Below are 25,488 nucleotides of genomic sequence, written 5' to 3'. Positions count from 1 at the left end.
TTGGGTTAACTTGGTTGCAAGAGAGATAGGGAGAAAGACATGCGCAAGATGCAGGTGCAGGGCGTCCATCACATCACGCTGACCGGGGCGGACCGGCAGAGCTCGATCGATTTCTGGGAAGGGCTGCTCGGGATGCCGTTCATCTTCGACCAACCCAATCTGGACAATGCCGACGAGGGCCATCTCTATTTCGACCCGGGCGACGGGCGGCTGATCACCGTTTTTACGAATGAGAGCCGCAAGCCTGTCCATGACCGCACGCCCACCGATCCGGGCTGCGTGCATCACATCGCCTTCAACGTCTCAATGGCGACGCATCGGCAGGTCGTGGCGCGGCTCGATGCGCGCGGGATCGCGCATTCGGGCGTGAAGGATCGCGGCTTCATGGATTCGATCTATTTCAAGGATCCGCTGGGGCTGCTGATCGAACTGGCCACCTACAAGTTCGAGCCGCCGCGCGGATCGTCCCATGCCGAGGTGATGATCGAAGCGCATCGCATCCGCGTGGCCCGCGGCGACAAGGCGATCGGTGGGGAACATCTGGCCGATGCGATCGAGATGATCGTGGAGCGCTCGCAGCAATCGCTGAGCGAGGATCGCGGGGCGAAGAACCCGTATTGAGGTACCCATATTGGGGCGGCGCAGTGAGGGCCGCGCCCGACCTCGGGTGGGCGGTCGCGTCACCTGTGGCCAGGCACTTAATCTCGCAAGCCCGCATGTCGGCTATACCCGCGACGACATCGCCAATGCGCCCTCCCGGGGGGGAGGTCGGGCGCGGCCCGGGGCTGGTCGCCCCGCGCCCTCAAGCACCACGCCGCAACAAAAAAACGGCCGCGCAACCCTGCGCGGCCGTCTTGTCATCTCGGCTTGAGCCCGATCACTCGACCTCTTCGAGTACCTCTTTGAGCGTGCCGACCAGCTCGTCGATCTGCTCTTTCGAGATGATCAGCGGCGGGCTCATCGCAATGATGTCGCCGGTGGTGCGGATCAGGATGCCTTTGTCGTAGGCCTTCAGGAAGGCCGAGAAGGCGCGCTTCGTGGGTTCGCCCGCGATCGGCTCCAGCTCGACCGCGCCGATCAGACCCTCGTTGCGGATGTCGATCACGTTGCGCACGCCCTTGAGCGAATGCAGCGCCTCTTCCCAATAGGGGGCAAGCTCGGCGGCCCGCTCGAACAGGCCCTCTTCGCGATAGGTCTCGATCGTCGCGATCCCGGCGGCGGCGGCGATCGGGTTGCCCGAATAGGTGTAGCCGTGGAACAGCTCGATCATGTGCTCGGGGCCGTTCATGAAGGCGTCGTGAACCTCAGCCGTCGCCAGCACCGCGCCCATCGGGATCACCCCGTTGGTGAGACCCTTCGCGGTGGTCATCATATCCGGCACGACACCGTATTTCTCGGCGGCGAAGGCCGCGCCCGTGCGTCCGAAACCGGTGATCACCTCGTCGAAGATCAGCAGGATGCCGTGCTTCTTGGTGATGTCGCGCAGCTTCTGCAGGTAGCCTTTCGGCGGCAGCAGCACGCCGGTCGACCCCGCGACCGGTTCCACGATGACGGCGGCGATAGTCTCGGCGCCATGCAGCGCGATGATGCGCTCGAGATCGTCGGCCAGATGCGCACCATGCTCGGGACAGCCTTTCGACCAGCGGTTTTCCTCGGGCAGATGGGTGTGCGGCAGGTGATCGACTCCCGGCACGAGCGGACCGAAAACCTTGCGGTTGGTGACGATACCACCGACCGAGATGCCGCCGAAGTTCACGCCGTGATAGCCGCGCTCGCGTCCGATCAGACGGGTGCGAGCGCCGTCGCCGCGCGCACGGTGATAGGCAATCGCGAGTTTCAACGCTGTCTCGACCGATTCCGAGCCGGAATTGGTGTAGAAGACATGCGCCATCTCGTCGGGCGCGATGTCGAGGATGCGGTTCGCAAGCTCGAACGCGATCGGGTGGCCCATCTGGAAGGCGGGCGCGTAATCGAGCTCGGCCGCCTGTTTCTGGATCGACTCGGTGATCTTCGGACGGCAATGGCCCGCGTTGCAGCACCACAGACCGGCCGTGCCGTCGAGCACCTGACGCCCGTCCGAGGTGGTATAATGCATATCCTTCGCGCCCACGAACATGCGCGGGTTCTTCTTGAACTGGCGGTTCGCCGTGAAGGGCATCCAGAAAGCGTTGAGATCGTTGGGGGACTTGCGGTCGAGCGCCATGGAAAAACTCCGGTCGGGCGGCCGGGTCGAGACACGGCCGGATTGTCTAGTTTGACCGAACGGTCAGACTCACGCTAGCACAGCTTAGGAACCAGTCAAGCGGCCTTCAATGCGCTCTAAAAGCGCACTCTGCTTCCCCGTAGCGATTGATCCCGCAGCAACGCTTCGGTTAACATAAAACACGAACTGGGAGACAAATATTTGGCAGACGACCTCGACCCGCGCGACTTCACCAGCGACGACGACGGCAAGCGCCCGCTGACCCGCATACAAAAGGTCAATCGCGGCAAGATTCTCGAGGCGGCGCTGGACGTGTTCTCCGCGCATGGGTTCCGCGGCGCGACGCTCGACCAGATCGCGGCGGAAGCCGGGCTGAGCAAGCCGAACGTGCTCTATTACTTCCCCTCGAAAGAGGCGATCCACGCGGCGCTGCTCGAAGGTCTTCTCGATATCTGGCTTGCGCCGCTGCGCGCGATTGACCCCGCGGGTGAGCCGCGCGAGGAAATCATGCGCTACATGCGCCGTAAGCTCGAGATGAGCCGCGAGATGCCGCGTGAGAGCCGCCTGTTTGCCAACGAGGTCTTGCAGGGCGCCCCCCGGATGGGCGCGGGATTGTCCACCGATCTCAAGACCTTGGTGGACGAGAAAGCCAAGGTGATCGAGGGCTGGATCGCCGAGGGGCGCCTTGCGCCGGTCGATCCGCATCATCTGATCTTCTCGATCTGGGCGCTCACGCAGCATTACGCCGATTTCGATACGCAGGTGCGTGCGGTGCTCGGCCCGGGCAAGGACCCGATCGAAGGGGCCGCGCCGTTCCTCGACATGCTATTCGCGCGGCTGCTCGCCCCGTAAGCGGTTAAGCCTTCCGTAACTATCACCGAAGTTTCTGCCTGATCTTAACGGTTCGGTAACGCCCCCGGCGCAGTCTGAAGTTGCGTGGGGGCGCAGGAATATGGAGCTCGGGATGGACCGGATTTCGGGGTTGATGCCTCAGGTCGGGTGGTCGCCTCTGTTGACGGTGGCGGCCCCGAAGACAGCGCCTGCCAGCACGGTGGAGGCGGCGGCGAATGCGGCCAATACCAACGGCGGCCTCGGCGCGAATGTAGACACCCAAACGTCGCAGGATCGCGCGCAGCAGGTGCGTGCCCTGGAAGCGCGCGCGGCACGCGGCGCCAGCGCGCTGAAGGAGGAAGGGCAGGATCGCGGCACGGAGGATGCAAGCCAACCGTCCCGTTCAACTGGCAGACGCGATGGGGGTGCACGCCCCGATCCCGATGCCTTGACCGGCCCGATCCCGACATTCGAGGTCACGCCGCTCGAGGCTCAGGCCGCCGCGCTCTGGGCAGCGCCGGACCTCGTGGAATCTTCGGACACTTCCGTCCCGGAGCCCGTGCAGCCCGCCGACACGATCCAGACCACCGACACATCGGCGGAGGAGCGCGCGGAGGTCAAACCGCCCGACACCGCCAAGGAGTCGCGTGCCGAGCCTGCGCCGCAGGCGGAAGAGAAAAACGACGCGCCCTCAGATCATCGGAGCGGCGCGTCGCAGGAGGGATGGTCTCAGGTTGCCCCGCAGGTCGCGCCGAACCTCGACGTGACCCGCTAGGCCCCTGCCCTTACTCGGCTGCCGTCGCAGCCGAGGGGTTGTTGGGATGGCTCGTCCAGTTGGCGTAATCGCCGACCGTCTCGCCAGTGCGCGGATCCACCTCGCCCTTGTCCATCTTGCGCATCGTGATGCACTCGACCGGGCAGACTTCGACGCAGAGGTTACAGGCCACGCATTCCTCGTCCTTGACCGAGTAGACGCGATCTTCGGTCACCGCGATCGCCTGGTGCGAGGTGTCCTCGCAAGCGGCATAGCAGCGACCGCATTTGATGCAATCGTCCTGATTGATCTCGGCCTTGGTGACGTAGTTGAGGTTCAGATACTGCCAATCGGTCACGTTCGGCACCGCGCGCCCCACCAGTTCGGAGGTCGAGGTGAAGCCCTTGCGATCCATGTAATCGCTGAGGCCCGAGATCATTTCCTGCACGACCTTGAAGCCATAGGTCATCGCCGCCGTGCAGACCTGCACATTGCCAGCCCCGAGCGCCATGAACTCTGCCGCATCGCGCCAGGTGGTCACACCACCGATGCCCGAGATCGGCAGGCCCGCCGTTTCGGGATCGCGCGCGATCTCGGCCACCATGTTCAGCGCGATCGGCTTCACCGCCGGACCGCAATAGCCGCCATGAGTGCCCTTGCCGTCGATCGTCGGCTCCGGCGCGAAATCGTCCAGATCGACCGAGGTGATCGAGTTGATCGTGTTGATCAGCGAGACCGCATCCGCACCGCCGCGCTTGGCGGCCTCCGCCGGGCGGCGGATGTCGGTGATGTTGGGCGTGAGCTTCACGATCACAGGCAGGCTGCAATATTGCTTACACCAGCGAGTGACCATCTCGATATATTCGGGCACCTGCCCGACCGCAGAGCCCATGCCACGCTCGGCCATACCGTGCGGGCAGCCGAAGTTCAGCTCGATCCCGTCGGCACCGGTTTCCTCGACCAGCGGCAGGATCGCTTTCCAGCTCTCCTCGTCACAGGGCACCATCAGCGAGACGATGATCGCGCGGTCCGGGTAGTCCTGCTTGACCGCCTTGATCTCGCGCAGGTTGGTCTGCAGCGGACGGTCGGTGATCAGCTCGATATTGTTGAGACCGAGCAGACGGCGATCCGCGCCATAGATCGCGCCGTACCGCGGGCCGTTGACGTTGACGACGGGTGGACCTTCCGAGCCCAGCGTCTTCCACACGACCCCACCCCAACCGGCTTCAAACGCGCGGCGGACATTGTATTCCTTGTCCGTCGGCGGCGCGGAGGCGAGCCAGAACGGGTTGGGGGATTTGATACCGATGAATTCAGAAGTCAGATCGGCCATCTCTTAGCCCTCCATCAGGAATTGGTGGATTTCTTCAGCCGCATCGCGCCCCTGCGCGACCGCCGTCACGGTCAGGTCTTCGCCGGCATGGGTGCAATCGCCCCCCGCCCAGACCCGTTCGACCGAGGTGCGGCCTGCGCCGTCCACCTTGATCTTGCCGCCCGCGACTTCGACCTTCGGAGGCATGTCGCCCAGCGTCTGACCGATCGCCTTGAAGACCTGATCGGCGGATAGTTTGAAGGTCGCGTCGGTCATTTCCAGACCGTCGGGGCCCTTCTTCGTGTAGGCGAATTCGACCTGACGCACCGCGCCGTTGCCATGGATGGCGATGGGGGCGGCGTTCTCGATGATGTTCACGCCATGGGTCAGCGCGTGCTCCTGCTCGACCGTGCTGGCGGGCATCTCGGCGCGCGAGCGGCGATAAACGAGGGTCACGTTGAGCGCGCCCAGCAGTTTCGACTGCACGGCAGCGTCGACCGCCGTCATGCCGCCGCCGATCACGACCACGTCGCGCCCGATCGGCAGTTCGGCCAGATCGGAGGCCTGACGCAGCTCCGCGATGAACTCGGTCGCGGGGCGGATGCCGTCCTTGTCCTCTCCCTCGAGGCGCAGTGCGTTCACGCCCGACAGCCCCATCCCGAGGAAGACCGCATCGTAATCTCCCAGCAGCTCGGCCAGATCGCCATCCCCGACGCGGCCCAACTGCCAGTTCTCGACGATGGTGATACCACCGATCTGCATCAGCCAGTCGACTTCCGCCTGCGCGAAACCGCCCGGCGTCTTGTAGCTGGCGATACCGTATTCGTTGAGCCCGCCCGGCTTCGAGCGCGCATCGTAAACGGTGACCTCGTGGCCCTTCATCGCGAGACGGTGCGCGCAGGCGAGACCCGCAGGCCCGGCCCCAACGACCGCCACCGATTTCCCGGTGCGCTCGGCGCGGGTGTAGGGATGGCTCTGCTTGGCCATCAGCGTATCGGTCGCGAAACGCTGCAGCGCGCCGATCTCGACCGGCTCGCCTTCCGAATCCATGCGGACACAGGAGCCTTCGCAGAGGTTCTCGGTCGGACAGACACGGGCGCACATGCCGCCCATGATGTTCTGATCGAAGATCGTCTTCGCTGCGGCTTCCGGCGTTCCGGTCGAGATTTGCCGGATGAAGAGCGGAATATCGATCGCGGTCGGGCACGCTTCCATGCATGGCGCATCATAGCAGAAATAGCAGCGATCGGCCGCGATGCGGGCTTCTTGCGTCCCCAGCGGCGGCGCGTGATCGGCGAAATTGGTGCAGTAGCTTTCCGGGTCGAGCCGTGCTGGCGCGATCCCTTCGGTGAGCTGGCTATTGGACACTTGCGGGCTCCCTGTCAGTTTTTCTTATTCCCTACGCTCGCACAGGATTGAATTTTATCAAGTGGTAAAATATGCCGCAGCTCGGCGGGTCGCCAATTCCCGCCCGATTGCCCGGTAGTTCAGCGCCCCCTACCCCACCCTTGCTCAATTATCGGGCAATCACGAGATCGCGAAACCCTGACACGAGGACGGCCGATGCGGCTTTTCACCGCGCGTTACCTCGCGTATAACCGCCTCCAGCACCAAAGAGCCCCGCAGAATGGGCTCCATTTCAAAGCACCCTTCGAGGACCGCATGACCAAAAATACCCGTGACAACGACGTGGCCTTCATTCAGGCCCTTGCCGAACTGCTCAATTCGAACGAGCTGACGGAAATCGCCGTGACGCGCGATTACGCGCAAGATGACAGCCTGAAAGTGCGGGTGTCGAAACAGACCAATATTGTGCAGGCAGCCGCGCCTGCGCCCGCAGCTGCCCCCGCTCCGGCGCCCGCAGCGGCCCCGGCGGCGCAATCCGCAGCCTCCGAGCAAGCCGCCCCCGTCGAAGACCCCGCCGATCACCCCGGCGCCGTGGCCTCGCCCATGGTGGGCACCGCCTATCTCTCGCCCGAGCCGGGCGCATCGGCCTTCGTGAAGGTCGGCGATCAGGTCAAGGAAGGCCAGACGCTGATGATCGTCGAAGCGATGAAAACAATGAACCACATCCCCGCCCCGAAATCGGGCACGGTCAAGCGCATCCTCGTCGATGACGGTCAGCCGGTCGAATACGGTTCGACCCTGATGATCGTCGAATAAGGGGGCCGGTATGTTCGACAAGATCCTGATCGCCAACCGGGGCGAGATCGCGCTGCGCGTGATCCGTGCCTGCCGCGAGATGGGGATCGCCTCGGTCGCGGTCCATTCGACGGCGGATTCGGACGCGATGCATGTGCGCATGGCCGATGAATCGGTCTGCATCGGCCCGAATTCCTCGACGCAATCCTACCTCTCGGTCCCCGCCATCGTCGCGGCCTGCGAGATCACGGGCGCGCAGGCGATTCACCCGGGCTACGGGTTCCTGTCCGAGAATGCCGCCTTCGTGCAGGTGCTCGAGGATCACGGCATCACCTTCATCGGCCCGTCGGCCGCCCATATCCGCATCATGGGCGACAAGATCACCGCGAAGGAAACCGCGAAGAACCTTGGCATTCCGGTCGTTCCGGGCTCTGCGGGCGGTGTGCCCGATACCGAGGCCGCAAAGCAGATCGCCGGCGATATGGGCTACCCCGTCATCATCAAGGCCACCGCCGGCGGCGGCGGTCGCGGGATGAAGGTCGCGAAATCCGAAGAAGAGCTCGAGGTTGCCTTCCGCACCGCGCGCTCCGAGGCGAAAGCCGCCTTCGGCAACGACGAAGTCTATATCGAGAAATACCTGCAGAAGCCGCGCCATATCGAGGTGCAGGTCTTCGGCGACGGCAAGGGCCGCGGCGTCCATTTGGGCGAGCGCGACTGCTCGCTCCAGCGCCGCCACCAGAAGGTGCTCGAAGAGGCCCCCGGCCCCTCGATCACACCCGAAGAGCGCGCGCGCATCGGCGGCATCTGCGCCGACGCGATCGGTGAGATGGGCTATTCCGGTGCGGGCACGATCGAGTTTCTCTACGAGGATGGCGAGTTCTATTTCATCGAGATGAACACCCGTCTTCAGGTCGAACATCCGGTGACCGAGGCGATCTTCGGCGTCGATCTGGTGCGCCAGCAGATCAAAGTCGCAGCCGGCGAGCCGATGGAATTCGATCAGGACACGCTCTCGATCCGCGGTCACGCGATCGAGGTGCGGATCAATGCCGAGAAGCTGCCGAATTTCGCGCCCTGCCCCGGCAAGATCACCCACTATCACGCGCCGGGTGGCCTTGGCGTGCGGATGGATAGCGCGCTCTATGACGGCTATTCGATCCCGCCCTATTACGACAGCCTCATCGGCAAGCTGATCGTGCATGGCCGCGACCGCCACGAGGCGCTGCAGCGCCTGCATCGCGCGCTTGGCGAGCTGATTGTGGACGGGGTGGACACCACCGTGCCGCTGTTCAACGCGCTCCTGCAGGAGCCCGATATCCAGAGCGGCAACTACTCGATCCACTGGCTGGAACGGTGGCTCGAAAAGAACCTCTGATCGGTTCGAAATTTGCGAAAACGCCCCCGGTTTCGGGGGCGTTTTTCATTTCGGGGTCAGCAGGCAGGTGCCGCGCTTTTTCTCTTTGTCCTTAGGGCGATAGTAATCCCCGATATGCTGCCGCTGGCCATTCCCGATCTGCTCCCAGTCCAGCCAGTGGCAGTCGTAATCGAGCACATCGGCCATCGCACTCATCGCCGGGAAAGAGGGGACGCCGATCAGCGCCTTTTCCTGCCCCTCGATCTGCGGAATCGAGTTCAGCTCGTTATCGGTACGCTCGCGCATCAGCAGGATCACCGGACCAGGTCGCTGCGCGAATTCGCTGTCCACGATCACCAGTTCCGGCCCCAGTTGGCGCACCAGCTGGAATAGCCGGAAATGGTCCATGACATGGTAGAGGATACCGAGGACGCCCACGACGTCGAAGCGCTCGCCCGCGTCGATCAGCTTCTGCATCCCGTCGAAGATGTCGTCGCAGATCAGCTTCACCTTCTCGCGCAGATGCGCGCGGGGAAATTGGTCGAAGCGGTCGATCAGCTCCTGCCGCCCTTCGATTCCCACCACTTCCGACGCGCCCGCCGCCGCGAAGGCATAGGCCCAGCGGCCATCATGCGCCGCCAGATCGAGCACGCGCTTGCCCGCGATCTCCTGCTCCAGCGGCTTGATGATCATCTTGTGGCGCAGGTTCATCCGCTCCACCGTGCCGGGATCTTCGGCGTATCGGTCGATCTCGGGGAGGAAATCGTAGAAACCCATATTTGCGCTCGGCCCCGCTCTGGTTCATCTTGTTGGCGAGCCTAGGCGTAACGGGAAAACCGGGCAAGATAATGACGGACAGGTTGAGCGCGGAACTACTTTTGGCGGGCTATGCGCAGGGCATCTTTCCGATGGCCGAAAGCCGCGACAATCCGCAATTGCATTGGTTCGACCCGGCTTTGCGCGGGATCGTGCCCTTGGACAAATTCCACATTTCGCGCTCTCTGGCGAAGGTAATCCGGCGCGGGGATTACAACATTTCAACAAATGCGGCGTTTCGGGGCGTGGTCGAAGGCTGCGCGGATCGTGACGAGACGTGGATAAACGGCCCGCTCTTCACGCTCTACGATCAGCTCCATGCGGCGGGCTTCGCGCATAGTCTGGAGGTCTGGCAGGACGGTGACCTCGCGGGTGGCATTTTCGGGATCACATTGGGCGGCGCGTTCTTCGGCGAAAGCATGTTCTCGCGCCGTCCCAATGCCTCCAAAGTGGCGCTGACCTATCTGGTGGACCGGCTGCGCCAGACCGGTTTCACCTTACTCGACACGCAATACATCACACCGCATCTGGCCTCGATGGGCGCGATCGAAGTGACCCGGATCGAATATCGCGCGCGTCTGGCTCAGGCGCTGACGCGGGAATGCGACTTCACCTCAGGCGTGCCCCCTGCGCCTCAGTCGCTTTTACAGCGGATGACCCAGACGTCGTAACGCGGGTGATCGAGCGCCGACAGCGCGGGACTGGAAGCGATCATCCAACCTGAGAAATCAGGCTGCGGCTTGTCCTCTTCGGTCACCGTCACATAGGCATAGGCATCCGAGGAGGGATCGTCGGCCGGGTAACGGCATTCGCGCAGCGTCACCTTGATGAACCCGTATTTCACGCTCTGCCCGACATTCAGATTGATGTCCGAGGCGATGCCCGACACCTTGTCGAGCCCGCGGAGCATCGCGCCCGTACCGTCGGCCAGCCCTTTCGCGGGCTCATCCTGCGGAATCTGGTCGTCCGGCGTCGTTTGCGTGAAGTCCTGCGCCGCAGCGAGCCCGGGAACGAGCGCCGCGATCAAAACCAAAGCGCGGATCATTGCGCCCCCTCCCCTGCGCCGTCGCCACTGCCGCCACCTGCGAATTTCAACATCAGATTCAGCATCGAGACCGCGCTTTGCGTGTCGAGAATTTCATCGCCGGGCTTGAGGTCGTCGATCGCCCCGCCCGGGATCAAGTCGATATAATTCGAGCCCAGGAGCCCGTCTTGCGTCACGGCAATCACCGTATCCTCAGGCAGCGCGACGCCGTTTTTCACCGAAATCGTGGTATCGGCGAAGAAAGTTTTCGGGTTGAGCGCGACGTTCGTCACCGTCCCGACCTTCACGCCCGCAAGCCGCACATCCGTGCCGGGCACGACGCCCCCGATCGACCGGAACGACGCATGCAGCGGGTAAGAGCCGCCATCGGCGCCAATGCCCATGCCGCGCCCTGCCCAGACCAGAAAGCCCAGGGCCACGACCAGCACGATCGCGCCGGTGATGATCTCGGTGCGGTTTTCGCTCATAGCGGGTTGGCCTTACTCGGGCTGCCAAGCCTCGTAATCGCGGCGCTCGACCGGATGCGCGAGGCGAATCGACCCCGGCGGCACATAGGCCGCTTCGGTGCCGGTGTGGTTTGCCTCATGCGGCTTTTCCCAAGGCTTATGGGCCAGCGGCTTGTCGGTCGGCGGCTCGTCATAGGTGAAGTGCATCCAGCCATGCCAGTCCGGCGGGATGCGGCTCGCTTCGCTTTCGCCATTATAGATCACCCAGCGGCGCTTGGCGTCCTTGGTGCGGTAATAGATGTTGCCTTGCTCGTCCTCGCCAACTTTCACGCCCTTACGCGCGGTGAAAAGCTGCGTGCCGACGGTCGAGCCGTTCCACCAGGTGAGAATTCGAAGCAGAAACTTCATGGGGCAACCTCCGCAATGCGTCTCGCCTGTTATATCCGCTGGGGCGTCGAGGTCCAGTGCCCGTGCGGGGATCAGGGCGCCTGCGAAGCGGAATTTGGTACCTCCAGCACAGCACGGTGCAAAAATCGCATCGTCGAGCGGCCGTCCACAACGAGCCATTCGCCCCCGCACGCCTGTCTGTGGAAGGTTTAGCGAAGCCTTTTCACAGCAACACGGCCTACGTGAGGCACATGACAAAAACAAAAGGGCGAGCCGAAGCTCGCCCCTTGCCTAATTCTTGGCAGCACCGCGATCAGCTCGCCGATTTGCCTTCTTTCTTGGCTTCGGCATAGATCAGCAGCGGCTTGGCGTCGCTCTGGGTCACGGCCTCTTCGTTCACTACGACCTCTTCGACCTCTTCCATGCCCGGCAGTTCGAACATCGTGTCGAGCAGGATGTCTTCCATGATCGACCGCAGGCCACGTGCACCGGTCTTCCGCTCGATCGCCTTCTTGGCGATCGCGGTCAGCGCATCGTCGGTGAAGGTCAGCGATACGCCCTCGATCTCGAAGAGACGCTGATACTGTTTCACCAGCGCGTTCTTCGGCTCGGTCAGGATGGTCACCAGCGCCTCGGCATCGAGATCGGTGAGCGTCGCGATGACCGGCAGACGACCGACGAATTCCGGGATCAGGCCGAATTTCAGCAGATCTTCGGGCTCAAGCTCCTTGAACAGCTCGCCGATATTACGCTCTTCGCTATCCTTAACATCCGCTCCGAAGCCCATCGCTGAGCCCTTGCCGCGCTGCGCGATGATCCGGTCGAGGCCCGCAAAGGCGCCGCCACAGATGAATAGGATATTCGTCGTGTCGACCTGCAGGAATTCCTGCTGCGGATGCTTGCGCCCGCCCTGCGGCGGCACGGAGGCCACGGTGCCTTCCATGATCTTCAGAAGCGCCTGCTGCACACCCTCGCCCGACACGTCGCGCGTTATAGACGGGTTGTCCGACTTGCGGGTGATCTTGTCGACCTCGTCGATATAGACGATGCCGCGCTGCGCCCGCTCGACGTTGTATTCCGAGGCCTGAAGCAGCTTGAGAATGATGTTCTCCACATCCTCGCCCACGTAACCGGCTTCGGTCAGCGTGGTCGCATCCGCCATCGTGAAGGGCACATCGAGGATGCGCGCCAGCGTCTGGGCGAGAAGCGTCTTGCCGCAGCCCGTCGGACCGATCAGCAGGATGTTCGACTTCGCCAGTTCGATGTCGGTCTTCGTGCCGTGGTTGAGGCGCTTGTAGTGGTTGTGCACCGCAACCGAGAGCACGCGCTTGGCATGTTCCTGACCGATCACGTAATCGTCGAGCACCTGGCAGATATCGCGCGGGGTCGGGACGCCATCGGTGGATTTCAGCCCGGCCGATTTCGTTTCCTCGCGGATGATGTCCATGCACAGCTCGACGCATTCGTCACAGATGAACACGGTCGGGCCCGCGATCAGCTTGCGGACCTCATGCTGGCTTTTGCCGCAGAACGAGCAGTAGAGCGTGTTCTTGCTGTCGGAGCCGTTCGAGTTCGCCATCTCTTACCTCTGCTGCCCGGGCTGCCCCCGGGCTTCGTGAATTGGCCTGTCCCATCAAGACTAGGACAGGCCAACCGTCACCTCAATGTCAAAATCGCCCCGAAGTTAAGCGGGAGGATCACTTTTCTCCGTCGTCGCTGACGCGGCTCTCGAGGATCTCATCGATCAGACCCCAGGACTTCGCTTCTTCGGCGGACATGAAGTTGTCGCGCTCGAGACCGGCCTCGATCGTGTCGTAGTCGTTGCCGGTGTGCTTGACGTAGATTTCGTTCAAGCGACGCTTGAGTTTCTCGGTCTCGCGGGCGTGGATCATGATGTCGGTCGCCTGACCCTGATAGCCGCCCGAGGGCTGGTGCACCATGACGCGGCTGTTGGGCAGCGAGAAGCGCATTCCCTTTTCGCCCGCGGTCAGCAGCAGCGAGCCCATCGACGCCGCCTGCCCGATCACCAGGGTCGAGACCTTCGGCTTGATGTATTGCATCGTGTCGTAGATCGAGAGACCCGACGTCACCACGCCGCCCGGCGAGTTGATATACATCGCGATCTCTTTTTTCGGGTTCTCGGCCTCGAGGAAGAGAAGCTGCGCGCAGATCAGGGTCGACATGCCGTCATGGACCGGCCCCGACAGGAAGATGATGCGCTCTTTCAGCAGGCGCGAGTAGATGTCGTAGGCACGCTCGCCGCGCGAGGTCTGCTCGACCACCATCGGCACCAGCGTGTTCATGTAAAACTCGTGGGGATCTTTCATCTCGGCCCTTCCTGGTCGTTCGACGCTGTTCATAGCGTGTGATCTTTACAGAAGTCTTAGTGACCGCATCGGGGACCTTCAAGGGCGCTGACCCCGCGCGAAGGGCTGCCGCGGCGCAAATATTGGCCGTCGGCGGGTGCGTGTTAATCGCATGGAAAGGGTCTGGACGTAGCGTGTCGGCGATTTTGCGGGAATGCGCCCGTGTGGAAAAATGAGGCGGACATGTCCAAATCCGAGGCTGGTGCAAGCGCCTGGCACACCGTGATGCTCAAATTGCTGATCCTGATCGCGGCGGCGGGGTTCGTGTTCGCGACGCTGATGACGCTGCTCACGATCAATTCGAACCATCGTCGCGCCAATGAGGCAGCGCGGGCACATCTCGACCAAATCCTGCCGATGCTCGGCGATTCGGTGACGGATGCGCTGATCACGGGGCGGATCGCGGATGCGACGCATGAGTTAGAAAACGTGCTCGCGGGCTCGGACGGTGCAGGCCAATCCGCAATCGCGCTCAACAGACGCGGCACCGTTATGACCGAGGCGGGCGCGCCCGATCCCGCGCTTATCGCTCTGGCGCAAAGCGCGCTTGAGGCCAACGACAGGGCGGTCTCGGCAGATGGGCTGAGCGAGGCGATTCCGCTGCGCATCTCCCCGGAGGATCCGCCGATCGCCGCGATTGCCCTGCGCTGGAGTCCGGCCCCCGCCATCGCTCGAGCGCAGAAGGACATGGTGCGCAACCTCGCTTTCACCGCTTTGATTTTCGCGGGCATTCTCGGCGGTGTGATGCTGGGCGCGCGCTGGCTGATCACCCGCCCCCTCACCCGCGTGACGGAGGCGATGCGCTCCGTGGCCGGGGGACAACTCGATACGGACATCCCGGCTACCGGTCGCCGCGACGAAATCGGTGCGATCGCCCGCACTCTGGGGACCTTCCAGTCCGAGCTCGCGACCGCCGAATCGCATAACCGTGCCGCACGGATGCATAGCGCCGCGCTCGAAAGCGCCACCGTCGCGATCATTCTTACCAACAACGACCACGTCATCACCTTCGCCAATGAGGCGGCCGCGGAATTGCTGCGCCCCTTCGCTGCGGAAATTCGCGCCCACAACCCGGATTTCGATCCCGACAAGCTCTTGGGAACGCGCGCGGATCGCATCTTGCCGGCGGGCACGACAACGGCCGCCGCCCTCGACGATGGCGCGCGCGACACGCTCACGCTCGAAGGACGGATGCGTGCCGGGGCGATTCTCGCCCTCGTCAGTCCCGTCATCGACGAGGCCGGGGAGAAGATCGGCCATGTCTCGCAATGGCGCAACATCACCGAAGAACAGCGAAACGCCTCTTTGATTTCCGCGATCGACGCCAACCTGCTACGAGTCGATCTGCGCCCTGACGTGACGATCGACACGGTCAACGACGCATTTGCCGAGGTTTTTGGTGCGCCCCGCGCAAAGATGGAGGGAATGTCCGTCGCCGGTCAGATCACCTTCGAAGGGCAGCCAGTCTGCGAAATCCTCCAGCGCGACCCCCAGCCCTTTGCGGGCATGCTCGTGCTGCGCTGCGCCGATGGCCGTCAGGCCTGGCTCGAAGGCTCGGTCAATCCGATCCTCGATACGGACGGCAAGATGGTCATGTTCAGCGTTCTTGCGAGCGACCGAACGCAACAACATCTGGAAGCCGAAGCCCGGCGGGCCGAGCGAAGCGCGATGATGGCCGCCCAACAGAACATCGTGGAGACGCTGAAATCGGCCTTGGCGGGGCTCTCTGCCGGGGACCTCATGGCCGAGATCACCACCGAATTCGAAGGCGACTACAAGGCTTTGCGCAGCGATTTCAACAGCGCGATCGGCGATCTGCGGGGCGCGATGCGCAAGGTGCTCGACAATGCCGGATCGATCCGCACCGAGGCGCGGCAGATCTCGTCGAGCTCCGACGATATGGCGCGACGCACCGAACGGCAGGCAGCCACGCTGGAAGAAACCGCCGCAGCGCTCAACGAGATCACCGCCTCTGTCGAGGCCGCCGCCCGCGCTGCCGGTCGCGCCAACGACCTCGTCGAAACCGCCCGGCGCAGTGCCGAACAAAGCGGCCACGTCGTCTCTGAAGCCGTGCAGGCCATGTCGGAAATCGAGCAGAGCTCGGAACAGATCAGCCGGATCACCAGCGTCATCGACGAGATCGCCTTCCAAACCAACCTGCTCGCCCTCAATGCCGGGGTGGAGGCCGCCCGCGCTGGCGAGGCAGGGCGCGGCTTCGCCGTCGTCGCCTCGGAGGTGCGCGCACTCGCGCAACGCTCCTCGGATGCGGCGCGCGAAATCGCCGAACTGATCGCGAACTCCTCGGCGCAGGTCAAGCGCGGCGTCGGCCTCGTCGGCCAAGCGGGCGATGCGCTCGGCGGGATCCAGTCCTCCGTCTCCGATCTCCTCGCCTATGTCGCGGACAGCGCAAATGCGACACAGGAGCAAAGCGCAGGCCTGACGGAAATCAACTCCGCCGTGACCCAACTCGATCAGGTCACCCAACACAACGCGGCCATGTTCGAAGAAGCACTCGCCGCGAGCCAGGTTCTCGAACGCGAGGCGATGGAACTCGGCGCGGCAATGGGGCAATTTAAACTTGGCGAGGCTGCTCCGGATGAGGGGGCCGATAGCACGTCGCCTGCAGAAAATGCGGCTGCGGCAGAAACCTCCCCCGAAACGTCCGGGCCCACAGCATCCGCGCCGCAGCAATCAGCCCGCCCCAAATCGGCTCAGCAGGTCAGCATGTCGGGCAACACCGCGCTGGCGGTGCCACCACCCTCAGATGACGATTGGGAGGATTTTTAACCGAAGAAGGAACTTGCAGAATGCATTGACGCGGGACGCCAATCACGACGCGTTGGGATGGGGCGCAGCGATCATGGCCTCCGCCCGATCCGTCTCGCCTGCGCCTTTCGTCCCGGCCTCGCCCGCCCGGAACCAAGCCCGGATGGCGGCGCGCTCCTGCGGCTCCATGTAGCTCAAATTCGCGGGGGGCATCGCATCGGTCAGCCCGGCTTGCACATAGATCTGCCGTGCGGCGGCGGCAATTTCGCGCGGTGTCTCCAGCTTGATGCCCTTCGGCGCATGACCGATCCCTTCATAGCCGGGCTCGTTCGCATGGCACATCGAACAGCGCCCCATGACGATCCCGCTGACCTCGTCGAAGCCGGGTGCAGCGGCGAAGCGCTGCTCGAAGGGGGTAAGCATCGCGCTGTCCTCCATGTCCTCGCCAGCATCCGCTTTCGGAATCGCGGACAGCCAGACGATCGCGACGAACAGCGCCGCGGTCGCCCCCCATGTCCACCACGGCTTGCCCTTATGGGCGTGATGGGTGTTGAAGAAATGCCGGATCGTCACGCCCATCAGGAACACCAGAGAGGCGATCAGCCAGTTATACGCGCTAGCGAAGGCCAGCGGATAATGGTTCGACAGCATCAGGAAGATAACCGGCAGCGTCAGGTAGTTGTTATGCGTCGAGCGCTGCTTGGCGATCTTGCCGTATTTCGGATCGGGCGTGCGCCCCGCCATTAGATCCGCGACCACGATCTTCTGGTTCGGTATGATGATCAGGAACACATTCGCGGTCATGATCGTCGCGGTGAAGGCGCCCAGATGCAGCAGCGCCGCGCGGCCCGAGAAAACCTGCGTATAGCCCCAAGCCATCGCGACGAGAATGACGTAGAGGCCCAGCATCAGCCGCGTGTTGTTCTCGCCAAAGCTCGATTTGCAGATCAGATCGTAGAGGAGCCAACCCAGCGCGAGCGAGCCGATCGAGATCAGGATCGCCCCCCACACGGGCAACTCCATCACCCGCGGGTCGATCAGGTAGAACTGCGCTTGCGTCCAGTAGAGCACCACCATCATCGCAAAGCCCGAAAGCCACGTCATGTAGCTTTCCCATTTGAACCAGGTCAGCCGGTCGGGCATCTGCGCGGGTGCGACGAGGTATTTCTGAATATGGTAAAAGCCGCCGCCATGGACCTGCCACGCCGCGCCATGCACCCCCTTGGGGGCACCGGGCTCGGGCACCAGCCCCAGATCAAGCGCGATGAAATAAAAGGACGACCCGATCCACGCGATCGCGGTGATCACATGCAGCCAGCGCACCGCAAACTGCACCCATTCCAGAAAAAACGTGTAATCCATCCGTCATCCCTCGTTTTGCGCTCAGAGTTTCCCAAGCCACGCCCGAGCGCAAGCGATGGCGCGGCGGAACCGCCCGAATTTTGTCCGGATGCTCAAATCGCAAGCAGATGGAGGACCCGCGCTCAGCTGCCGCGATAGGTGGAGTAGCCATAAGGCGAGAGCAGAAGCGGCACATGGTAATGCGCCCCGGCGTCATTCATGCCGAACCGGATCGGGATTTCATCGAGGAACAGCGGCTCTGGCGCCCCCTGCCCGCTCGCCCTCAGATAGTCGCCTGCGGCGAAGACCAGCTCGAACTGGCCGGTGCGAAATCGCTCCACCGGCAGGATCGGCGAGTCGGTGCGCCCATCGGCATTCGTCACCATTTCGGCCAGCACCTCACGGTCGACCCCGTTGAGCGCGAAGAGCGTGATCTTGAGCCCTTCCGCCGGGCATCCCCGTGCCGTGTCGAGCACATGGGTGGTCAGATATCCTGCCATCGCGTTCTCCTTCGCCAATCGTCGAGACCGCGATCACTATGCTTTCGGGTGAAACAAACCGCAAGATATCGTGCGCTCACCGGAAGTTGCTTAGTATTTCACATGCTTATGGTTGATCACCGCACAGCTGCCTCTAGGTGACATTACAGGTTCACGTAGCCGTCACATCCATGTCACGTCGAAAGGCGATGGGCAGCGCAGCAACGAGCGGAAGGACCCTATGGGCAACAACATACAGCCTGTGATTTTCCCGACTGTTTCCGCTCCGCTTCTCCGCGCAGGCGCCGGGTGCCTGCCCTTCCCTGCAGATCCACCGGAGATGTGACATGAGCCGATCGCGCCATCACAACAAACAACGCTACCGCAGCCTTTTCCTGTCGGATTTCCACCTCGGTTCGCGCGGGTGCAGCCCTGGCCCGATCCTCGACTTCCTTCAAAGCGTTCAGGCCGACGCGATCTACCTCGTCGGCGATATCCTCGATCTCTGGCATGGCGGACCCGTGCAATGGGGCGACATTCATGCCGAGATCATCGAGACCCTCGAAGCTCATGCCGAAGCCGGGACGCGCATCGTCTATCTGCCCGGAAACCACGATGCGGCTTTGCGCTCGCCGGGGATGAATTTCCTCAGCTTCGAGCTTACCGAGACCGCGCTGCATGTCGGCGCGGACGGGCAACGCTACCTCATCGTGCATGGCGATCAATGCGATGCGCGCATCCTGCGCTGGCACGCGATGACCCGTTTCGGGAGCCGGATGGACGCGCTGTTCCGCGGCATCGATGCCTGGCTGCGCCGTCGCCGCGATGTCTCCGAGACCGAGCGCACCCTGATCCAACTCGCCATCGAAGGCATCAATCAGCTAATCGCGCGCGGCTCGGGCTATGAGCATCGGCTGATCGCGCTGGCCTCCGAAGCCGGGGTCGACGGAATTATCTGCGGCCACTCGCACAAGCCTGCTTTGCGCGATGTCGACGGGCTGACCTATGCCAATTGCGGCGATTGGGTGGACAGCCTGACCGCCCTGGCCGAGGATAGTTCCGGCGCATTGCAACTTCTTCAATGGGGCGCGGAGCCCGCTGCGGTCACCGAGACCGGCACCCGCCCCGCCGTCGCAAAGGTACGCGCATGACGATCCTTCTGCTGTCCCTCGCAGCCCTTCTGGGCCTCACCCTCACGGCGCATCTTCTGAGCGCCGCGATGACCGCGTGGCGCGAATCCCGCCCCGCTAAACCGGTGCCCGACGAGTTGCCCTTCATCGCGCTGATGCGCCCGGTCTGCGGGGTCGATCCCTTCGACGCGGAGACGCTGGGCTCCTCCTTCAACCTCGACTACCCGAATTACGAGGTGATCTTCTGCGCGCCGTCGGAGCGCGATCCGGCCTGCGCGCTGGTCCGCCGCCTGATCGAGGAGAACCCACAGGTGCGCGCGCGGCTTCTGACGGGGCTCGACGCGGTGTCGGGCAATCCGAAGCTCAACAACCTGCACAAGGGGCTGTCGGCGACCGAGGCGGAGTGGCTCGCGATGGCCGACAGCAATCTGCTGCTGCCGCGCGACTACCTGCAGCGGCTGGTGGCGGAATGGCGGCCCGGCACCGGGCTCGTATCCGCCCCGCCGGTGGCCGAGCGCCCGGGCAATCTCTGGGGCGCGGTGGAGGCGGCTTTCCTCAACACCAATCAGGCGCGCTGGCAGGTGACCGCCGACATGATCGGGATGGGCTTCGCGCAGGGAAAATCTCTGTTCTGGCGGCGCGATATTCTGATGGCGGGCGGCGGTTTCGCGGCGCTGGGGCGCAACATGGCCGAGGACGTGGCCTCGACCAAACTGGTGCGCCGTCAGGGCCTTAAGGTGCGGCTGACGCGGCACCTTTTCGCGCAACCGATCGGGATGCGCTCGGCCCGCGCGGTCTGGGACCGGCAGTTGCGCTGGTCCAAGGTGCGCCGCGACGGATTCGTGATGATTTTCGCAGCCGAGATCGCGCAGGGCCCGTTCCTGCCCTTCCTCGCCGCGCTTACCCTCGCCGCTTTGGGCGCGATGCCGTGGATCGCCCTGCCGCTTCTGGTGGCGCTGTGGTACGGTGCCGAGGTGCTGCTCGCCCGGATCGCGGGCTGGCCCGCCTCGGCGCGCGACATCGCGGGCTTCGCGATCCGCGACGCGATGCTGCCCGCGCTGTGGCTGATGACATGGTTCGGGCGCGATTTCACCTGGCGCGGCAATGACATGACCCACCGGGACGTCGCCCGCAGCGACGCCCCCGTCACGGAGTAACCTGATGATCGGCCTCGAGACGATCTCCGTATTGATGGCGAAACACGGTCTGGCCGTGCTGGCGCCGATTGCGGTGCTCGAAGGGCCGATCGTGACGGTGATCGCGGCGTGGCTCGCCAGCCAGAACATGTTCTCGGTCTGGTCGGTCGCGATCATCGTGATCCTTGCCGATCTCGTCGGCGATCTGGGGCTCTATGCGCTTGGCCGATGGGGGCTGAACCGGATGCCCAAGAAATGGCGCGACAAGCTGGGCCTGAGCCGCGCGCGGCTCGTGAGTGCGGCGCGGCACTTCCAGAACAAAGGGGTCAAGACGCTGGTCTTCGGCAAGCTGACCCATTCGGCGGGCGCGCCGGTGCTGGTCGCGGCCGGGGTCGCGCGGATGAATGTCTGGGTTTTCATGCTCACGAACCTGATCGCGACGATCCCGAAATCGCTGGCCTTCGTGGCGCTCGGCTATTGGCTCGGTTCGCATATCGGGAAGATCGACAGCTGGCTGTCGAAAGGCTCGCTGATCCTGCTGGTCGTGATCATTCTTGGTGGCACGATCTGGTTCTTTCGCCGCAAGAGGTCGCACACATGACGACGATCACCTGCATTCTGCCCGCCTATAACGAGGCCCCGCGGATCGGCGCGGTGCTGGAGCGTGTGCTGGACCATCGCCAGATCGCCGAGGTGATCGTGATCGACGACGGCTCGAGCGATGGCACCGCCGAGACCGCAGAAGGCTATCGCGACGCCCATCCGCATCTGCGGGTGCTGCGCCAGACGCAAAATGGCGGCAAGACGGCCGCCGTGGCCGCCGGGATCGCGGAGGCCGCGGGCAGCCATCTGCTGCTGCTCGACAGCGATCTGCTGGGGCTGACCCATGCCGATCTGGGCGCGCTGATCGCGCCGGTGGCGAGCGGGGAGGCCGATGTCACGATCAGCCTGCGCCGCAACGCGCCGCGCATCTGGCGGATGATCGGGCTCGATTACATCTCGGGCGAGCGGGTGATCCCGCGCGAGATGCTGGGCGCGCGCCTCGACGCGCTCAACGCCCTGCCCCGCTTCGGGCTGGAAGTGTTCATGAACCGGCTGTGGATCGCAGAGCGCGCCCGGATCGCCGTCGTCTCCTGGCCCGGCGTCGACAGTCCGATGAAATCCGCGAAGCTCGGCAACTGGCGCGCAGGCGTCGCCGCCGACGCACGCATGATCCGCGATATCTTCCGCACCATCGCGCCGCATCGCGCGTTGGGTCAGATCGTGGCGATGCGCAGCCTGCGGGTTCGCGGCGAGGCGCAGGCTTTACCGCGCAAGTGGTTGGAACGTATACCTCGCTGAACGGTTCGGTTCACGACAGATCAGCGGAGGTTTCATGTCACAACACGCGCGCGTCGTTATCATCGGCTCTGGCTCGGCCGGACTGTCTGCCCTGCGCGAAGTGCGCCATGCGACCGATGACTTCCTGATCGTCAACGATGGCCATTGGGGCACGACCTGTGCCGAAAGCGGCTGCATGCCCTCCAAGGCGCTGATCGAAGCCGCCAACGCCTTCCACCGCCGCCACGATTTCGAGGCCTTCGGGATTTCCGGCGCCGAGGCGCTGCGCATCGACGTACCCGCCGTGATGGCGCGGATGAAACGGATGCGCGACGGGTTCACGAAATCGCCGCGCAAGGTCCCCAAAGCCCTTGGCGACAAGGCGATCTCGGGTCGCGCCACGCTCCTCGGTCCGAACCGGATCGAGATTGAAGGCCATGGCGAGGTGACCGCCGATGCGATCATCCTCGCGACGGGTTCGTCGCCGGTGCTGCCGGGGCCGTGGAAGACCTTTGGCGAGCGCATCCTGACCACCGACACGCTGTTCACCCTCGACGATCTGCCCAAGCGGATCGCGGTGATCGGCATGGGCGCGATCGGGGTGGAGCTGGCACAGGCGATGGCGCGGATGGGGATCGAGGTCGCGGGTTTCGACGCGCTGGAAAGCGTCGCCGGCATGACCGACCCGGAGGTCGCAGCGGTCTTGCGCGACGCGATCGCGGCGGAGCTGCCGCTGCATCTGGGCGCCCCGGCGGAGATTTCCGAAGGCGATGCGGGCAGCCTGATCGTGAAAGGCGCAGGCGGCGTGGAATTCGAGGCCGATGCCGTGCTCGCCGCGATGGGACGCCGCCCCAATATCGCGGGGCTCGGGCTGGAGACGCTGGGCGTGCCGCTCGACGATCACGGGATGCCGGAGGTCGACGCCTCAACCACCCAGATCGGCGATCTGCAGGTCTTTCTGACAGGCGACGCGAATGCCATTCGTCCGATTTTGCACGAGGCCTCGGACGAAGGGCATATCGCGGGGCGCAACGCCGTGGCCGACGCCCCGCGCTGCTATAGCCGCCGGACCTCGATGGCCATCGCCTTCAGCGCGCCCAATGCGGTGCGCGTGGGGCAAAGCTTCAAGGACCTCGAGGGGCAGGACATCCTGATCGGCAGCGCGGATTTCGCAACGCAATCGCGCGCCCGGCTGGCCGAAGAGGCGTATGGCATGCTCCGCGTCTATGCCGAGCCCGAAACCGGCAAGCTGCTGGGCTGCGAGATGGCGCTGCCCGAGGGCGAGCATTTCGCGCATCTCTTCGGCCTCGCGATCCAGTCGGGCATGAGCGTTTTCGACATGCTGGCGATGCCCTTCTATCACCCGGTGGTCGAGGAAGGCCTGCGCAGCGCCCTGCGCGAAATTTCCAAGCAGCTTCCCGATGAGGACCGCTCGGACCTCTCCGATTGCCCCGAAAAAGGGCATCCGGCGCTCGATTAAAGGGCTGCGATCTCGGCCACGCGCGCGGCGTTGTCGGGCGCGGTGGTGCCGTCCGCCATCACCAGCGAGTTCTCGAACCCGACCCGCGCCTTGCCGCCCTTGGCGAGCGCATTGCGCAGGCAGTCGGTCTCGCCCGAACCGAAGGCGCAGATCGCCCAGTCCGGGGTGATCGCCTCGGCCTGCATCCAGTCGAGGAACGGGTCGAGCATCGCAGGCGTCGAGACCTGCCCCGCAACATAGCGACCCATCACGAAGATCAGTTGCAGCCCGGGATCGCGCAGCAGGCGATCCGGCAGTACATGCACCAGCGCCTCGGCATCCTCGCGGGAGTAGAGGATATGCTGGATCGCGATCCCACGTTCCGCCGCCTCTTCGTAAAACCGTATCGCCAGCAATTCATGGTCGCGCAGCATCTCGCGCGCCGAAACCGAAACCATCTGCGCGCCCGAGTTCAACGCGACGTAGCGCTGATGCCCCGGTTCGTAGCGCCCTGCGGACTCGGTGGTGATCTGGATCGCCATCTCGCCCAGACGCGGGTGCAGATGGGCCAGCGCCTCGGCATAGGCGCCAGTATCGAGCAGATGTCTGCCCGCATCGTCGCGCAGATGCAGATGCAGCGCCCCTGCCCCGGCGTCACGGCAGGCCAGCGCGGTCTGCGCGATCTCGTCCAAGGTGATCGGCAGCGCCGGGTGATCGGTCTTCGTCTTGGTCGCCCCGTTCGGCGCGACCATGATATGCGGCAGGCTCACCCGAGAACCTCGCGGATCGCGGTGCCGAGCTTGTCCACCAATTCCCCGATCTGGTCGTCGGTGATGATGAACGGCGGCGCGAGCAGAATGTGGTCGCCGCGCTGGCCGTCGATCGTGCCGCCCATCGGGTAGCAGACGAGCCCCGCCTCGAAGGCTGCCGCCTTGAGCTTCTTGTTGATGGCCTTGGCCGGGTCCATCGGCTCTTTCGTGGCGCGGTCGGCTACGATTTCGAGGCCGCGGAACATGCCCCGCCCGCGAATGTCGCCGATATGCGGATGCTGGCCGAACGCCTCGCGCAATGCCGCGTCGAGCACTTCGCCCTGCTGCGCCGCCCGCGCGACCAGTCCGCCCTCGGTCAGCTTCTTGACCACCGCATCGCCCGCAGCGGTCGCAGTCGGGTGGCCGATATAGGTGTGGCCGTGCTGGAAGAAGCCCGAGCCGTTGACGAAGGCGTCGTAAATCTCGGAGGTGCAGAGCGCCGCCCCGATGGGCTGGTAGCCCGCGCCGAGCCCCTTCGCGATGGTGACGATATCGGGCGCAATCCCGTCCTGCTCGCAGGCGAACAGCGTGCCGGTCCGGCCCATCCCGCACATCACCTCGTCGAGGATCAGCAGGATGCCGTATTGATCGCAGATTTCGCGGATGCGCTTGAAATAGCCCTTCACCGGGGGCACCGCGCCCATCGTGGCGCCGACGACCGGCTCGGCGATGAAGCCGATCACGTTCTCCGCCCCGAGGCGCTGAATCTCGGCCTCCAGCTCGTTGGCGACGCGCAGACCGTATTCCTCGGCCGTCTCGCCTTCCTCGCGCCAGCGGTATTCATGCACGGGCGCGATATGGCTCACATCGATCAGCAGCGGGTTGAACTTCTCGCGACGCCACGCATTGCCGCCAGCGGCCAGCGCGCCCAGCGTATTGCCGTGATAGGACTGGCGGCGCGCGATGAAATGCGACCGGCTCGGCTCGCCCTTCTCGACGAAATACTGCCGCGCCATCTTCAGCGCGCTTTCCACCGCCTCCGATCCCCCGGACGTGAAATAGACGCGATCCAAGCTCCCCGGCGCGTGAGCGATGAGGCGATCTGCCAGTCGTTCGGCGGGTTCGGAGGTGAAGAAACTCGTGTGCGCGAAGGCGATATTGTCGATCTGAGCCTTGATCGCCGCAGTCACGTCAGCGTCAGAGTGACCGAGGCAGGAGACCGCCGCGCCCCCGGACCCATCGAGATATCGCTTCCCGTTGGCGTCGAGGATGTAGATACCGTCGCCCTTCACCGCCAAGGGCGGATTGGACTTCGTGTGGCGGGGGAATACGTGACTCATATCGGTCCCTCCTTCGGGACAAGAATGCGTGAGGATCGCTGATTACCCCATGAAACATATGTTTTGCGCATTGACAATATATGAAACAATTGAAACGGTCACCTCAACGCGA

At 64.0% G+C, this 25,488-nt stretch carries 25 protein-coding genes; 12 read left to right on the top strand and 13 right to left on the bottom strand.

Annotation, left to right across the window (positions count from 1 at the left end; all coding sequences use genetic code 11):
• The first annotated feature begins 39 nt into the window (after positions 1–39).
• Entirely contained in the window at positions 40–621 is a 582-nt protein-coding gene (locus AKL02_RS06575; RefSeq protein ID WP_083074891.1) for a VOC family protein, read from the top strand.
• 256 nt (positions 622–877) lie between these two features.
• Here AKL02_RS06575 and AKL02_RS06570 read toward each other — a convergent pair whose 3' ends face one another.
• Positions 878–2,203 carry an omega-aminotransferase AptA gene (locus tag AKL02_RS06570; RefSeq protein WP_083074888.1) on the bottom strand — a complete coding sequence of 442 codons (1,326 nt, stop codon included), beginning with the start codon at positions 2,201–2,203 and terminating at the stop codon, positions 878–880.
• A 201-nt stretch (positions 2,204–2,404) separates the two neighbouring features.
• On the opposite strand from AKL02_RS06570, the gene AKL02_RS06565 reads away from it, so the two are divergent.
• A complete protein-coding gene (locus AKL02_RS06565; RefSeq protein WP_176535974.1) occupies positions 2,405–3,055 on the top strand; it encodes a TetR family transcriptional regulator C-terminal domain-containing protein in 651 nt (216 codons plus the stop codon).
• A 112-nt stretch (positions 3,056–3,167) separates the two neighbouring features.
• A complete protein-coding gene (locus AKL02_RS06560) occupies positions 3,168–3,809 on the top strand; it encodes a hypothetical protein (RefSeq protein ID WP_083074885.1) in 642 nt (213 codons plus the stop codon).
• A 10-nt stretch (positions 3,810–3,819) separates the two neighbouring features.
• Here the strand turns inward: AKL02_RS06560 and preA are convergent, their stop codons facing one another.
• Together preA and AKL02_RS06550 are read right to left on the bottom strand one after the other, a co-directional pair.
• On the bottom strand, positions 3,820–5,121 hold the full coding sequence (gene preA, locus AKL02_RS06555; RefSeq protein ID WP_078519535.1) for an NAD-dependent dihydropyrimidine dehydrogenase subunit PreA: 1,302 nt from the start codon (positions 5,119–5,121) through the stop codon (positions 3,820–3,822).
• 3 nt (positions 5,122–5,124) lie between these two features.
• A complete protein-coding gene (locus tag AKL02_RS06550) occupies positions 5,125–6,468 on the bottom strand; it encodes an NAD(P)-dependent oxidoreductase (protein ID WP_083074883.1) in 1,344 nt (447 codons plus the stop codon).
• A gap of 294 nt (positions 6,469–6,762) precedes the next feature.
• Between AKL02_RS06550 and accB the strand changes: the two genes are divergently transcribed.
• Both accB and accC read left to right on the top strand, forming a co-directional pair.
• The gene (gene accB, locus AKL02_RS06545; RefSeq protein ID WP_078540411.1) at positions 6,763–7,263 is read left to right on the top strand and encodes an acetyl-CoA carboxylase biotin carboxyl carrier protein; all 501 of its coding nucleotides are present in this window, start codon (positions 6,763–6,765) and stop codon (positions 7,261–7,263) included.
• A gap of 10 nt (positions 7,264–7,273) precedes the next feature.
• Positions 7,274–8,617, top strand: coding sequence for an acetyl-CoA carboxylase biotin carboxylase subunit (gene accC, locus AKL02_RS06540; protein WP_078546441.1), 1,344 nt, complete (start codon positions 7,274–7,276; stop codon positions 8,615–8,617).
• A 45-nt stretch (positions 8,618–8,662) separates the two neighbouring features.
• Here the strand turns inward: accC and AKL02_RS06535 are convergent, their stop codons facing one another.
• On the bottom strand, positions 8,663–9,373 hold the full coding sequence (locus AKL02_RS06535) for a DUF1698 domain-containing protein (protein ID WP_083074881.1): 711 nt from the start codon (positions 9,371–9,373) through the stop codon (positions 8,663–8,665).
• A 71-nt stretch (positions 9,374–9,444) separates the two neighbouring features.
• On the opposite strand from AKL02_RS06535, the gene aat reads away from it, so the two are divergent.
• Positions 9,445–10,083, top strand: a complete 639-nt coding sequence (gene aat / locus AKL02_RS06530; protein ID WP_083074878.1) for a leucyl/phenylalanyl-tRNA--protein transferase — start codon at positions 9,445–9,447, stop codon at positions 10,081–10,083.
• Here aat and AKL02_RS06525 read toward each other — a convergent pair.
• The 5 genes from AKL02_RS06525 to AKL02_RS06505 all read right to left on the bottom strand — a co-directional run bounded on the left by AKL02_RS06525 (position 10,047) and on the right by AKL02_RS06505 (position 13,617).
• Positions 10,047–10,457 carry a DUF2155 domain-containing protein gene (locus tag AKL02_RS06525; protein WP_078519540.1) on the bottom strand — a complete coding sequence of 137 codons (411 nt, stop codon included), beginning with the start codon at positions 10,455–10,457 and terminating at the stop codon, positions 10,047–10,049. The genes aat and AKL02_RS06525 overlap by 37 nt on opposite strands.
• Positions 10,454–10,924: an outer membrane lipid asymmetry maintenance protein MlaD gene (gene mlaD / locus AKL02_RS06520; RefSeq protein ID WP_078519541.1), complete on the bottom strand. Its 471-nt coding sequence runs from the start codon at positions 10,922–10,924 to the stop codon at positions 10,454–10,456. Before mlaD ends, AKL02_RS06525 begins: the two co-directional genes overlap by 4 nt.
• Positions 10,925–10,936: 12 nt before the next feature.
• Entirely contained in the window at positions 10,937–11,311 is a 375-nt protein-coding gene (locus tag AKL02_RS06515) for an NADH:ubiquinone oxidoreductase subunit NDUFA12 (protein ID WP_078519542.1), read from the bottom strand.
• 292 nt (positions 11,312–11,603) lie between these two features.
• Complete coding sequence (gene clpX, locus AKL02_RS06510) at positions 11,604–12,869, bottom strand: ATP-dependent Clp protease ATP-binding subunit ClpX (RefSeq protein ID WP_078519544.1); 1,266 nt, start codon at positions 12,867–12,869, stop codon at positions 11,604–11,606.
• 118 nt (positions 12,870–12,987) lie between these two features.
• Positions 12,988–13,617: an ATP-dependent Clp protease proteolytic subunit gene (locus tag AKL02_RS06505; RefSeq protein ID WP_078519545.1), complete on the bottom strand. Its 630-nt coding sequence runs from the start codon at positions 13,615–13,617 to the stop codon at positions 12,988–12,990.
• A gap of 222 nt (positions 13,618–13,839) precedes the next feature.
• Between AKL02_RS06505 and AKL02_RS06500 the strand changes: the two genes are divergently transcribed.
• Positions 13,840–16,443: a methyl-accepting chemotaxis protein gene (locus tag AKL02_RS06500; RefSeq protein ID WP_083074875.1), complete on the top strand. Its 2,604-nt coding sequence runs from the start codon at positions 13,840–13,842 to the stop codon at positions 16,441–16,443.
• 42 nt (positions 16,444–16,485) lie between these two features.
• Here AKL02_RS06500 and AKL02_RS06495 read toward each other — a convergent pair whose 3' ends face one another.
• Positions 16,486–17,784 (bottom strand): urate hydroxylase PuuD, encoded by a 1,299-nt coding sequence (locus AKL02_RS06495; protein ID WP_083074872.1) that lies wholly within the window; start codon positions 17,782–17,784, stop codon positions 16,486–16,488.
• Positions 17,785–17,906: 122 nt separating this feature from the next.
• On the bottom strand, positions 17,907–18,263 hold the full coding sequence (gene uraH / locus AKL02_RS06490; protein ID WP_083074869.1) for a hydroxyisourate hydrolase: 357 nt from the start codon (positions 18,261–18,263) through the stop codon (positions 17,907–17,909).
• A gap of 326 nt (positions 18,264–18,589) precedes the next feature.
• Between uraH and AKL02_RS06485 the strand changes: the two genes are divergently transcribed.
• The 5 genes from AKL02_RS06485 to AKL02_RS06465 are packed head-to-tail and all read left to right on the top strand — an operon-like array spanning position 18,590 to position 23,308.
• Positions 18,590–19,393: a UDP-2,3-diacylglucosamine diphosphatase gene (locus AKL02_RS06485; RefSeq protein WP_083074866.1), complete on the top strand. Its 804-nt coding sequence runs from the start codon at positions 18,590–18,592 to the stop codon at positions 19,391–19,393.
• On the top strand, positions 19,390–20,529 hold the full coding sequence (locus AKL02_RS06480) for a ceramide glucosyltransferase (protein ID WP_083074863.1): 1,140 nt from the start codon (positions 19,390–19,392) through the stop codon (positions 20,527–20,529). Before AKL02_RS06485 ends, AKL02_RS06480 begins: the two co-directional genes overlap by 4 nt.
• Positions 20,530–20,533: 4 nt before the next feature.
• The gene (locus AKL02_RS06475) at positions 20,534–21,109 is read left to right on the top strand and encodes a DedA family protein (RefSeq protein ID WP_078519551.1); all 576 of its coding nucleotides are present in this window, start codon (positions 20,534–20,536) and stop codon (positions 21,107–21,109) included.
• Positions 21,106–21,849, top strand: a complete 744-nt coding sequence (locus AKL02_RS06470; RefSeq protein ID WP_083074860.1) for a glycosyltransferase family 2 protein — start codon at positions 21,106–21,108, stop codon at positions 21,847–21,849. Before AKL02_RS06475 ends, AKL02_RS06470 begins: the two co-directional genes overlap by 4 nt.
• A 34-nt stretch (positions 21,850–21,883) precedes the next feature.
• Complete coding sequence (locus AKL02_RS06465; RefSeq protein WP_083074857.1) at positions 21,884–23,308, top strand: dihydrolipoyl dehydrogenase; 1,425 nt, start codon at positions 21,884–21,886, stop codon at positions 23,306–23,308.
• Here AKL02_RS06465 and AKL02_RS06460 read toward each other — a convergent pair.
• Positions 23,305–24,057, bottom strand: a complete 753-nt coding sequence (locus AKL02_RS06460; protein WP_083074855.1) for a beta-keto acid cleavage family enzyme — start codon at positions 24,055–24,057, stop codon at positions 23,305–23,307. The genes AKL02_RS06465 and AKL02_RS06460 overlap by 4 nt on opposite strands.
• Positions 24,054–25,376, bottom strand: a complete 1,323-nt coding sequence (locus tag AKL02_RS06455; protein ID WP_078603876.1) for an aspartate aminotransferase family protein — start codon at positions 25,374–25,376, stop codon at positions 24,054–24,056. The genes AKL02_RS06460 and AKL02_RS06455 overlap by 4 nt, the downstream gene beginning before the upstream one ends.
• Positions 25,377–25,488 lie beyond the last annotated feature (112 nt).

This window comes from Thioclava electrotropha, assembly GCF_002085925.2.
GTDB classification, from domain to species: Bacteria; Pseudomonadota; Alphaproteobacteria; order Rhodobacterales; family Rhodobacteraceae; genus Thioclava; species Thioclava electrotropha.
Note: the sequence above shows the minus strand (reverse complement) of the source record. Positions and strands in the feature narration are given on the sequence as shown.

Coding starts and splice junctions, on each gene's coding strand:
- AKL02_RS06455 (WP_078603876.1), bottom strand. CDS start 25,376: ATGAGTCACGTATTCCCCCGCCACACGAAGTCCAATCCGCCCTTGGCG.
- accC (WP_078546441.1), top strand. CDS start 7,274: ATGTTCGACAAGATCCTGATCGCCAACCGGGGCGAGATCGCGCTGCGC.
- AKL02_RS06575 (WP_083074891.1), top strand. CDS start 40: ATGCGCAAGATGCAGGTGCAGGGCGTCCATCACATCACGCTGACCGGG.
- clpX (WP_078519544.1), bottom strand. CDS start 12,869: ATGGCGAACTCGAACGGCTCCGACAGCAAGAACACGCTCTACTGCTCG.
- AKL02_RS06505 (WP_078519545.1), bottom strand. CDS start 13,617: ATGAAAGATCCCCACGAGTTTTACATGAACACGCTGGTGCCGATGGTG.
- AKL02_RS06535 (WP_083074881.1), bottom strand. CDS start 9,373: ATGGGTTTCTACGATTTCCTCCCCGAGATCGACCGATACGCCGAAGAT.
- AKL02_RS06500 (WP_083074875.1), top strand. CDS start 13,840: ATGTCCAAATCCGAGGCTGGTGCAAGCGCCTGGCACACCGTGATGCTC.
- AKL02_RS06470 (WP_083074860.1), top strand. CDS start 21,106: ATGACGACGATCACCTGCATTCTGCCCGCCTATAACGAGGCCCCGCGG.
- AKL02_RS06525 (WP_078519540.1), bottom strand. CDS start 10,457: ATGATCCGCGCTTTGGTTTTGATCGCGGCGCTCGTTCCCGGGCTCGCT.
- AKL02_RS06485 (WP_083074866.1), top strand. CDS start 18,590: ATGAGCCGATCGCGCCATCACAACAAACAACGCTACCGCAGCCTTTTC.
- AKL02_RS06515 (WP_078519542.1), bottom strand. CDS start 11,311: ATGAAGTTTCTGCTTCGAATTCTCACCTGGTGGAACGGCTCGACCGTC.
- AKL02_RS06475 (WP_078519551.1), top strand. CDS start 20,534: ATGATCGGCCTCGAGACGATCTCCGTATTGATGGCGAAACACGGTCTG.
- AKL02_RS06495 (WP_083074872.1), bottom strand. CDS start 17,784: ATGGATTACACGTTTTTTCTGGAATGGGTGCAGTTTGCGGTGCGCTGG.
- accB (WP_078540411.1), top strand. CDS start 6,763: ATGACCAAAAATACCCGTGACAACGACGTGGCCTTCATTCAGGCCCTT.
- preA (WP_078519535.1), bottom strand. CDS start 5,121: ATGGCCGATCTGACTTCTGAATTCATCGGTATCAAATCCCCCAACCCG.
- aat (WP_083074878.1), top strand. CDS start 9,445: ATGACGGACAGGTTGAGCGCGGAACTACTTTTGGCGGGCTATGCGCAG.
- AKL02_RS06465 (WP_083074857.1), top strand. CDS start 21,884: ATGTCACAACACGCGCGCGTCGTTATCATCGGCTCTGGCTCGGCCGGA.
- AKL02_RS06560 (WP_083074885.1), top strand. CDS start 3,168: ATGGACCGGATTTCGGGGTTGATGCCTCAGGTCGGGTGGTCGCCTCTG.
- AKL02_RS06570 (WP_083074888.1), bottom strand. CDS start 2,203: ATGGCGCTCGACCGCAAGTCCCCCAACGATCTCAACGCTTTCTGGATG.
- mlaD (WP_078519541.1), bottom strand. CDS start 10,924: ATGAGCGAAAACCGCACCGAGATCATCACCGGCGCGATCGTGCTGGTC.
- uraH (WP_083074869.1), bottom strand. CDS start 18,263: ATGGCAGGATATCTGACCACCCATGTGCTCGACACGGCACGGGGATGC.
- AKL02_RS06480 (WP_083074863.1), top strand. CDS start 19,390: ATGACGATCCTTCTGCTGTCCCTCGCAGCCCTTCTGGGCCTCACCCTC.